This window comes from Microtetraspora niveoalba (assembly GCF_001570405.1).
Taxonomy (GTDB): domain Bacteria; phylum Actinomycetota; class Actinomycetes; order Streptosporangiales; family Streptosporangiaceae; genus Microtetraspora; species Microtetraspora niveoalba.
This window is the reverse complement of record NZ_BBYM01000072.1, coordinates 1-10,026: the sequence shown is the minus strand read 5'-3', so window position 1 is coordinate 10,026 and position 10,026 is coordinate 1. Positions and strand designations below refer to the sequence as shown.

Here is a 10,026-nt window from a genome sequence, read left to right as displayed (position 1 = left end):
GGCGGGGACGGCGCGCACGGTCGGGCGGCGGCGCGGACGGCGGGCGGCACGCACAACACTGATGGCGGCGGCCAGCGCGGCGGACGGCGGCGCGGTGGCGGCATAGCGGGGATGGCCGGGCGGTCGTTCAGGGCCGGCTATCAACGGCGACGAGGCCGGTCCGTCGACGGTCCGGCCTCGTCAGCGGGTACGACCTCCCGCTGGGGATGTACTGCTGCGATGCTGTTCGACGCTTCGCGTCAGGCCGTCGCGGTGATCAGGACGGCGAGCCCCAGAAGGACGACGACGGGGATCATCCACATCACGACCTCGCCGGCGAATTCCTTGTACATGGCAAAGTTCTCCCTCTAGGGATATGAAACTGACGTAGCGCCAGCATATTCGGTCGTACGCCCTGCTCTGCGGACGGCCGTCGGCTACGCAGTCGTCTCACCGCTCCCGCCGCCACCGCAGACATCTCCCGCCTCACAGACTCACCGGTCCGACGGCCATGAACGACGGGCGCGCGGGAAGCCGTACGGCATGCACCGACACGGGTGTCGCGAAGATCATCCCGATGAACCCGGGCAACTGCGCGGAGTGCGGTGCCCGTGTGGTGGCGCTGAACGACGCCATTCCGGGCTGGGCGGCCGCGAAGACGACGGCGCGGTCCCCCATCACGGTGGTGGATCAGTGGGCGGGTTTCAGCACGAGCGCCGACACCTATGACGGCGTGCATCCGAACGCGTCGGGCGACCAGAAGATGAGCGACCGCTGGTATCCGGCGCTCGCGGCCGCGCTCTCCGGGCCGAGCGCGAGCCCAAGCGCGAGCGCGAGCCCGAGCCCGAGCGCGAGCCTCAGCCCAAGCGCGAGCGCGAGCCCGAGTCCCAGTCCCAGTCCCAGCGTCAGTCCCACGGTGGCGCCCGGCGGCTGCACCGCGACGTACACCGCACCAATCAGTGGACGGGCGGCTTCCAGGGCGACGTCACGGTGCGGAACTCCGGCCCGGCGGCGATCGGCGGCTGGACGGTGAAATGGACCTTCACCGGCGGGCAGCGGATCAGCCAGAGCTGGAACGGCACGATCACTCAGGACGGGGCGAACGTGACAGCCGGGAACGTGAGCTGGAACGGCTCCCTGGCTCCGAACGGCACCGCGTCGTTCGGCTTCCTCGCCTCATGGAGCGGCGGCAACACCGCGCCCACCCTCACCTGCTCCACGACCTGAACCACGCCGCCATCGCCTGCGGACGACGGCGGTGCCCGCGACGACGTCGTGCAGGGCACGGCCGTCCGGGGAAAGCAGCGCCACGACGGCATCCGCGATCAGCCAGAACGTCCCGAAGCCGGGCAACAGGGCGAGGACCGGAAACGCCAGCGCGCGCAGCGCCGCGCGCCCGCCCCCCAAACCGAGCCGGCGTCCCCCGTCCTGTCCTGCCGCGACGCCCGCCGTCCCCACAACACCGGGAGTCACAGCACCCCGCGTCAGGGCGCCCGGCCCGGCCTCGCCCCGCGGGCCGGGCCGTCCGCCGCTGATGAACGCCGTGAGCGAGACGCCTTCGGGGATCGCCCGCAGGCCGAGCAGGCGCTGGCCGAGGGTGCGCCCCCAGAGCGCGTACTGGAACCAGAAACAGAGGAAAACGGCCAGTATGAGCGAGTGCTGTTCCGGCACGAATTCGAACGGTGACGAGTCGATCGGGCTGAGCAGCCCATGTGCTCCGAGCGAGAAAACGGGGATGACGGAGCGCAACCCTTCCAGGGCAGTCCCCAGGATGTGGACGACGAGGAAATAGTCCACAAGCAACGCCGCCGTCCGTCGCCACACACCGCCCACCTGCCCGTACGGCACGGCCGGGGCGGCCCCCAGCTCTCCGCCGAGGGCCCGGGAGGCGGACACCGGGTCACCGCCGGAGACCGAGGGGCGGCGCTTCGCTCCGGCGCCGGACGAGGCCGCCGCCGGGAGCGGGAGCGGCTCTCCCCTGTGGGAGATGGTCATCGCCGACGCCGGGAACGGCACTCCTTGGGCCCCTGGCGTGATCACGGCCGCGAGCAGCATCAGCGCGGATGCCGTCAACCAGTTCGTCTCGACGCTTCCCCAGGCGTCCGCCACCTCGGCGAACCACGCCCCGCTGAACATGGAAATCCAGCCGCACCCCACGGTGTCCGCGTAGGTGAACGTGAGCGGCCGCAGCACCGCCATCAGCGCGAGCACGGCGGCGGCCCGCCGTCCGGCGACACGCGGGTCACGGGACCGGCGACCGGTGAGGAAGGCCCCGGCGACCAACAGCGCCGGAATCCCCCATATCTCGCAAAGCCCGAGAATCTCCTCCACATCCGACCGAGCGGGTGAAAGCAGCCGCTCCGTCCATTCGAAGCCGGACCGGCCGGCCGAGCACACCTCGAAGCCAAAGAACTCGAAGCCGTAGAAGGCGTCCCCGGGCTCGGCTTGGAACCGCCACCACTCCCAGGTGGGGAGACCGGCGGCGACGGCCGCCGACAGCCAGATCGGATGCGCCAGCCGTGCCGCCCAGAACGGGATCTTCTCCTCCACGGGGCGACACACTAAAGATCACATGACCGCCGCGGCAACGCCCACGACGACCCCCGCGAGCGACAGCGCGGTCACCACACATCCGGCGACCACGGCCGTCCTGCGCCCGCGCCGTACCCCGAACGTGTACAGGACGACGTACGGGAGGAAGGCGAGCACACCGAAGCCGAGCGCGGGCACGGCCAGCGCGCTCAACACGCCCTTGGTCCCCGCCGGGACGGCCCGGTCGCCCTCCGGGGCGAGTCGCGCCCTGACGACATCGCCCGCCCTCGAGTCGGGCGAGGCGTCCACGGCCACGGCCGGGCCCCCGTCGTCGGGCGTGAACCTGCCCCGGCAGTCGTACCGGCCGTGCCCCAGCGGCGTGCAGGAGACCACGGTGAGGGTGCCCGGCGTGCCGACGGCGCCGGCCGCGAGCCGCAGATCCGGTACGGAGAACACGAACGCGACGACCCCCAGGCCCAGCCAGCACAACAGGAGGACGCCCGTGCCGAGGGGTCCGGGGCGCCGGCCGCCCCGGACGGGGGTCACCGGTGTGGCGAACGACTGGACGGCGTCGGAGAAATCCATGCGACCACCGTGTCCCCCGGCGCTTGTGCCCGACCTGGAATCGACTGACCGACGCCGGCACCGGTGTGATCTCGCCGGTTCACCGACACGTGCCTCTCCGTGGCACGCGGATGACAGCGTGCGGCGCCCGCGTGACAGAGATCTGACAGCGCGGGCCGAAACAGTGCGGCCATGGGCAACGGCATCAGCGAGTACGAGCACACGCGCACACACGAGCAGCCGGATGGCCGGCCGAGCGAGGACGTCCTCGTCGTCGGCGCCGGGCCGACCGGTCTGACACTCGCCATCGAGCTGGCGCGGCGCGGCATTCGATTCCGCCTGATCGACAAGGCGCCCCGGCCTTTCGCCGGGTCCAAGGGCAAAGGGCTCCAGCCGCGCACGCTGGAGGTGCTCGACGATCTCGGCGTGATCGACGAGATCCTCGAGACCGGTACGGTCTATCCGCCGCTCCGGGTCAGGATCGGCAGGGTTCCCGTCTACCAGGGCCGGATGCACAAACTGAGGGGCCCTACGGCCGCTGTGCCGTACCCGATGGTGATCATGCAGCCGCAGTGGCGCACGGAGGCGGTGCTGCGCGAGCGCATGGCCGAGCTGGGTGGCGCGGTGGAGTGGGGTGCCGAGCTGGTCGACCTCCGCCAGGACGCCGCCGGCGTGACCGCCGTACTCGGCACCGGCGAGACCGTTCGGGCGCGTTACCTGGTGGCGGCCGACGGAGGCAGGAGCTTCGTACGCAAGGCACTGGGCGTGGGCTTCGCCGGGGAGACCCGCGAGGAGGAGCGGATGCTCATCGGCGACGTCCGGATCTCCGGCCTCGACCGCAGGCACATCCACACCTGGGTCAGGCCGGGCAAGGGGATGCTGGCGCTGTTCCCCATGGCCGGCACCGACACCTTCCAGTTCATGGCCCCGCTCCGGCCCGGGGTCACGCCGGACCTGACGTTGTCCGGATACCAGCGGGTTCTCCGCGAACGTTCCCTGCTGCGCGGCGTACGGGTCGACGAGCTGTTGTGGGCCTCGCTGTACCGGGTGAACATCCGCATGGCCGACCGCTATCGCGTCGGGCGGATCTTCCTGGCCGGGGACGCGGCCCACGTCCACTCACCGGCCGGGGGCCAGGGGCTCAACACGGGCGTCCAGGACGCGTACAACCTCGGCTGGAAGCTCGCCCGCGTGCTGTCGGGCGGTCCGGAGACGCTGCTGGACACGTACGAGGAGGAGCGGCTGCCGATCGCCGCCCACGCGCTCGGCCTCAGCACCAGGCTGCACGACAAGAAGACCCACAAACGCGACGAGGAGACCCAGCAGCTCCTGCTCACCTATCGAGGCGGATCGCTGGCGCGGCGGGGAGGGGATCGGGCGCCGGACGGACGTCACCATCTCGCGGACGGGACCCCCGTGCGGCTGTTCGACCTGTTCCGGGGGCCGCACTTCACCCTGCTCTCATCGGGCCCCGTGCCCGCCTTGGAGGACGCGCCCGGCCGCGAGATCCGCGCCTACCGGCTCGCGGAGCCGTACGAGACCGGGCCGTACGAGACCGGGCCGTACGAGACCGGGCCGCGCAGGAACGGGCAGGCCGGGCGTGTGCGGAGCGGACGGGTGAGCGGGGATGCGAGCGGGGATGTGAGCGGGGAGGCACGGCCCGGGCGCGAGTGGTTCGTCCTGGTCCGGCCCGACGGATATGTCGGAATCGCCACCTCGTCAGTCGAGGAACTCACCGCCTATCTGTCCCTGGTATGAGTCCCAGGCGGCGGCGAAACGGTCCGGGCCGAGCGCTTCGGCGCAGCGGCGGACCAGCGCGCGGACGCTCTCGTCGGCGGTCTCCTCGATGCCGCGCAACCGTCGGGCCGCGCCCAGCAGGATCGCGGCCCGGCGCGGGTCGTCCACCGACAGGCACCACTCCGCGACGCCCTCCCACACCGTCGCCCTGGCGATGTCGTCGTCGAACTCGCGGTCGAGGGCGTCACGCAGCCGCGCCCGCCCCTCGGCGGGTTCCAGCGACCGGGCCAGCTCCACCTCCAGCAGCGCGCGGAACTGCTGCGACGTGACCTGGCCGTCGAGCAGCTCACGCGCCCTCGCGAGCCGGCGCAGCGCCTTCGCCCGGTCACCGTCACGGCGGGCCAGCTCGCCCAGCGCGTACTCGATCCGCGCCAGGGCGGACACCTCGCCGGTCCGCTCCACGCCCTCCCGCGCCGCCGCCAGCCCCGCCCTGGCTCCGGCCAGGTCGCCCGTACGCCCCCTGAGCTGCGCCAGCCGTACCGCGAGCATCCCCGGCGCGGGCAGCACCTGGGTGCAGCCGATCTCGGCCGCGCTCGCCGCGGCCTGCTCGAGCATCGCCAGTGCCCGCGCCGAGTCGCCCCTGTTCTCCAGGGCGAGGGAGAGCCAGTAGCGGGTCATCGCCAGGCCCCACCGCTCCCCGATCCGCAGATATCCGGCCAGCGCCTCTTCCAGCAGGCCCTCGGCGATCGCCGCCCCGCGCGGGACGAACTCCAGCGTGACGAGGCCCCGCACCAGCAGGCTGGTGGCCCGCGCCCAGGGATCGGGGTGGTCCTCGAACCCCGCGGTCGCAGCCAGCGCCCGCTCCACCACATCTTCGGCGTAGCCGTCCCCGAGCGACCACGCGACGAGCGCGACCGGCCGCCCCGCCCCGGCCTGCATCCGCGACACGCCATCCAACCGGTCGCCGGGGGCGATGACCAGGCACAGGGCGTGCTCCGACTCCGCCCCTTCGGGCGGCTCCCCCGCGACCAGCAGAGCCGCCCATTCAGCGGCCTCACGCTGTTCCGTGCGCATGATCCATGTCCAGGTACGCGCCGCGAACAGCCGCAGCGCGGCCCGCCGGTCCGTCGCCACCGCATACCGCAGGGCGGCGTCGAGGTTGCCGCGCTCGGCGTCCACCTCCGCCAGCACACGCACCTGATCCCCCGTACGCAGGAGGGGGTCGGCGGCCTCGGCGAACTCCAGATAGTGCGCCAGATGTGCCCGCCGTTGTTCGGCCACGGTCTGTTCGGCCACGGTCTGTTCGGCCGCGAGCTGTTCGGCCGCGAACCTGCGGACGCTCTCCAGCAGCCGATAGCGGTCACCGCTCACCTGCACCAGAGACTTGTCGACCAGGGAGACCAGCACGTCGAGGTCGGCGCCGCAGACCCGCTCGATCGCCTCGGCCGTGGCACCGCCCGCGAAGACCGACATCCGCGCCAGCAGCCTCCGCTCGGCCTCGTCGAGCAGGTCCCAGCTCCAGCCGATGACCGCGCGCAGCGTGCGATGCCGCCGCTGCGCCGTACGGCTTCCGCGATCGAGCAACCGGTCCTCGATCACCGCGGCCAGCCGGGACAAAGGAAGCGAACGCAGCCGGGCGGCGGTCAGCTCGATCGCCAGCGGCATCCCGTCGAGCCGCGTGCAGATCGCGGCCACGTCGTCGGCCATCGTGTCGTCCAGCGCGAAATCAGGGCTGACAGCGGACGCCCGGTCGGCGAACAAGGCCATCGCGGGCGCAAGATCCAGCGGCTTCACCGGGTGAAGAGTCTCGCCCGGCAGGTCGAGCGGCTCGCGGCCGGTCGCCAGGACGTGTACGCCCGGACTCGCGGCCAGTACCTTCTCCACCAACTCCGTCACCGCTTCGACGACGTGCTCGCAGTTGTCGAGCACAAGGAGCAGCCGCCGGTCGGTCAACTCCGCGATCGGCCCCACGGTGTTGGACAACACGGCCGCTACGGCGTCCGCGCCGACCGGAGCCAACTCGACCAGCCATACGCCGTCCGGAAACAAGGACGCCCCGCCCGACCAGACACCCGCCTCCCAGCCCTCCAAACCACGCCCGGCACCCACCCCCTGGCTCCGACCCAGGTCAGAAAACAAAGACCCCCCGCCCGACCAGACACCCGCCTCCCAGCCCTCCAAACCACGCCCGGCACCCACCGCCTGGCTCCGACCCAGGTCGGGAGACAAAGACCCCCCGCCCGGCCCGGTCCCCATCCCCTGGCTCCGGTCCGTCGACACCCCCGTGCCATTCAGGATCGGCGCTTCACCCGTGGCCGCTGCCGTAGCCGCTTGTGGCGCGGCCATGTTCGCCGCCACCTCGATCGCCAGACGGGTCTTGCCCGCGCCGCCGGGACCCGTGAGCGTGACGAGCCGACGGTGTTCCAGCAGGCCGGCCACGCGGCGTACGTCGTCGGTCCTGCCCACGAAGGTGGTGTGTCTGGCGGGCAGATTGTCGCGCCGCGCCCGTGCCGGGCCGGGCCTACCGTCCCCCAGCGCCGCGAGGTGGGCCGCGCGAAGATCGTCCCCAGGATCGGCTCCGAGCTCCTCCGCCAGTAGCCGGCGCACGCGTTCGTAGGCCGTAAGCGCATCCGCCCGCCGCCCCGCCGCCAACAGCCCCCTGATCAGCAGCACGTGGTACGGCTCGTGCAACGGATGTTCCGTCACCAAGTCGCGCAACTCGGCGACGAGGGCCGCACCGGGGACACCGGACGCGAGATCGGCCTCGACCCTGTCACCGAGCGCGCGGAGCCGTACCTCCTCCAATCTGGCGACGGGGGCCGTCGCGAAGATCAGTCCGGCGGCGTCGGCCAGCGGCTCGCCGCGCCACAGGGTCAGTGCCTCGCGCAGAAGATCGGCCGCCCGTGCCGGATCTCCCCGGCGCAGCGCCCGCCTGCCGTCCGAGGCCAGGCGCTCGAAGTGAACGGCATCCACCTCGGCGTCAAGGCGATACCCGGAGGGATGGGAGACGACGAGACTCCCGATCCGCCGTCTGAGCCTGGAGACGAGCGACTGCAGCGCGGCGCTCGGGTTCTCGGGTGGGTCGTCCTCCCACAAGTCGTCGATCAACCGCTCGGTGGTGACCACCCGTCCCGGTTCGAGCGCCAACCGAACGACCAGGGCGCGCAACCGGGCCCCCCTGATCTCCCCCGCCGGCATTCGCAGCGGCCCCAGAATCCCGACCAGCACCCGGACATTCTCCCCAGGACGGGGTGAAAGAGGTTCCCTGCCCGGCAATGCCCAGCCTCCTGAACGCCAGCGGGTAGCCGGCACAGCGACTCCGTCCCTGACGGTTGACCGTTCGCGAGCGAGCACGCTTCCCGCGATCAGGAAGTCGGCACCGGCCACGCAAAGATCGCAAACCAGGTCAAAGCCCCTCTGCGAGTCCCCGCGAGTGGAGGGATCCGGACCACGGAAGGCCCCAAGGCGTGGAGGATCCCAAGGTGTGGAGGATCCCAAGGCGTGGAGGACCCCAAGGTGTGAAGGGTCCCAAGGTGTGAAGGGCCCGGACCAGGCGGGGTCTGGGACGCGGAGGTCCAACGCACTCCAGGCCACCCCCCGCGCACACAGGCGGGCGACAGGACGTCGGGGATGGGCTCCCCCGGAGCGTAACGGAGGCGAGCGGAGATGTACTCCCCCTGGATCGTGACGGAGGCGAGCGGGGAGACACTGGGCGGGTACAGGCCCGGGCAGCTCCGGGCGAGAGATCGACGAGATCCCACAAAGCCGGCTCGACCAGATCGGTCGGCACGAGAAATGCCAGAACTCCCCGAAAGGGACCTTCATCAGATCCACAACAAAATGCACATACGTGACTACGCTCCGTTGCGAATAGAACACGTGAGCGATATTCTGATGCCAGTCCGCGTCATCAGAGCATGGGGGAGGCGCGTCCGATGCTTGTTTCTGGCGGGATACTGCTGTCGCGCCGATCCGGTGGCTCGCCTTCGGTGCGCTCCTCTGGTCTGCTCTCGGCTTCCTCGCGTTGGGAGGCACACCGTCGCCACAAGGCGCTGATTGAGTCCCGCCCTTTCTCTGGTGACTCCTACGGTGCCGTGCTGCTCGATCGCGCCCGCACCCGCACCCGCGTCGGCACGCCTGTTCCGGCTCGGCCCGCCCGCACTCCCGCTGAGACTGCTTCTCCGGATGTCGGCCGTTTCGAGCCCATGCAATCGACCTTGGCCCGGCCTGATGAGAGGCCGAGGGGGAGGCAGAGCGGTAGGCAGGGCGGCGGTGTGCCGTCACAGGGTTGGTCCTTGTTCGATTCGGCCTCGGATGGCACTGCCAGGTCTGAGCGCGGCGAGCCGGATGATGCGTTGTCCTGGGCGAGGCGGCTGATGGGCGTCGCTGAGCCGGTAGAAGGCCGGGGGCCGTCTCGTGGAGTGTGGCCGTCAGCGCCGACCGGCCCCGCTGCCGCCGCGCTCGGTTTCTCAGGGCTGGATGCCGTTGGGTCCGGTGCTCCAGGGCACGGTACCGGTGCCGCAGTGCTCGATGGCGGGACGACCGGCGCAGGGACGGGGGCGGGAACCGACGGCCCGGACGAGCGCCGGTGTCCGCAAGACGACGATGGTGGTCTTTCGGCCTGGGATGGCATCTGGCAGGGACGTCACCCCAGCAGCGACCAGGCGTCGACGGTCACCCCTGTCCGGCGCGGCGGCCGAGACGGCCGTCAGCGGGACAGCCGGCGACGGGAACATGGCCGGGAGGCTCAGTCCGGCGTAGATCGGACGGGGCAGCCCGGCGGGGGCGGGGACCGGGAGGCTCTGCCTGATGGTGAGTCGGGGTGTGTGGATGGCCGGGCGGGTGACTGGCCCGATCCGGCGTTGGCCGGGCCTGCTGTCCGGGAGCTGCTCGCCTGCGTCGAGCGGATCGCCGCCACCGCCACGGCCGCCAGGTCAGGGGACGCGTCGCAGGGTGTGTCGGGGAACGCGTCGGGGCCGGGGGCCGCATGGTCGGGGGACGCGTCGCAGGGTGTGTCGGGGAACGCGTCGGGGCCGGGGGACGCGTGGTCGGGGGACGCCTCACGTGCTGCGTCGTCGAGGGCTGCGCCCGAGCATGCGCCGGGAACTGCATCGGGAACTGCGTCAGGGGCTGCGTCGCTGGGGGCTGCGCCCGAGGATGCGCCGGGGCACGCGTCGGGGGCTATGCCGGGAGCTGTACCGGGCGAGGCCGAGG

At 71.7% G+C, this 10,026-nt stretch carries 7 protein-coding genes; 2 read left to right on the top strand and 5 right to left on the bottom strand.

Annotation, left to right across the window (positions count from 1 at the left end):
- Window positions 1-465: 465 nt before the first annotated feature.
- Both AWQ70_RS41850 and AWQ70_RS41845 read right to left on the bottom strand, forming a co-directional pair.
- The gene (locus AWQ70_RS41850) at window positions 466-657 is read right to left on the bottom strand and encodes a hypothetical protein (protein WP_067186846.1); all 192 of its coding nucleotides are present in this window, start codon (window positions 655-657) and stop codon (window positions 466-468) included.
- A gap of 45 nt (window positions 658-702) precedes the next feature.
- Window positions 703-894, bottom strand: coding sequence for a hypothetical protein (locus tag AWQ70_RS41845; protein ID WP_245647331.1), 192 nt, complete (start codon window positions 892-894; stop codon window positions 703-705).
- A gap of 75 nt (window positions 895-969) precedes the next feature.
- Between AWQ70_RS41845 and AWQ70_RS41840 the strand changes: the two genes are divergently transcribed.
- Window positions 970-1,206, top strand: coding sequence for a cellulose binding domain-containing protein (locus AWQ70_RS41840; RefSeq protein ID WP_245647330.1), 237 nt, complete (start codon window positions 970-972; stop codon window positions 1,204-1,206).
- Here the strand turns inward: AWQ70_RS41840 and AWQ70_RS36865 are convergent.
- Both AWQ70_RS36865 and AWQ70_RS36860 read right to left on the bottom strand, forming a co-directional pair.
- Window positions 1,156-2,529 (bottom strand): RDD family protein, encoded by a 1,374-nt coding sequence (locus AWQ70_RS36865; protein WP_067186841.1) that lies wholly within the window; start codon window positions 2,527-2,529, stop codon window positions 1,156-1,158. The genes AWQ70_RS41840 and AWQ70_RS36865 overlap by 51 nt on opposite strands.
- 18 nt (window positions 2,530-2,547) lie before the next feature.
- The gene (locus AWQ70_RS36860) at window positions 2,548-3,096 is read right to left on the bottom strand and encodes a hypothetical protein (protein ID WP_067186839.1); all 549 of its coding nucleotides are present in this window, start codon (window positions 3,094-3,096) and stop codon (window positions 2,548-2,550) included.
- Window positions 3,097-3,267: 171 nt separating this feature from the next.
- On the opposite strand from AWQ70_RS36860, the gene AWQ70_RS36855 reads away from it, so the two are divergent.
- Window positions 3,268-4,833 (top strand): FAD-dependent monooxygenase, encoded by a 1,566-nt coding sequence (locus AWQ70_RS36855; RefSeq protein WP_084518218.1) that lies wholly within the window; start codon window positions 3,268-3,270, stop codon window positions 4,831-4,833.
- Here AWQ70_RS36855 and AWQ70_RS40835 read toward each other — a convergent pair.
- Window positions 4,795-8,040, bottom strand: a complete 3,246-nt coding sequence (locus AWQ70_RS40835) for an AfsR/SARP family transcriptional regulator (RefSeq protein ID WP_067186837.1) — start codon at window positions 8,038-8,040, stop codon at window positions 4,795-4,797. The two genes, AWQ70_RS36855 and AWQ70_RS40835, sit on opposite strands and share 39 nt — an antisense overlap.
- Window positions 8,041-10,026 lie beyond the last annotated feature (1,986 nt).

What these genes read in the sequence shown, in the direction of transcription:
- AWQ70_RS36855 (WP_084518218.1), top strand. Translation starts at nt 3,268, where the DNA reads ATGGGCAACGGCATCAGCGAGTACGAGCACACGCGCACACACGAGCAG.
- AWQ70_RS36860 (WP_067186839.1), bottom strand. Translation starts at nt 3,096, where the DNA reads ATGGATTTCTCCGACGCCGTCCAGTCGTTCGCCACACCGGTGACCCCC.
- AWQ70_RS41850 (WP_067186846.1), bottom strand. Translation starts at nt 657, where the DNA reads ATGGGGGACCGCGCCGTCGTCTTCGCGGCCGCCCAGCCCGGAATGGCG.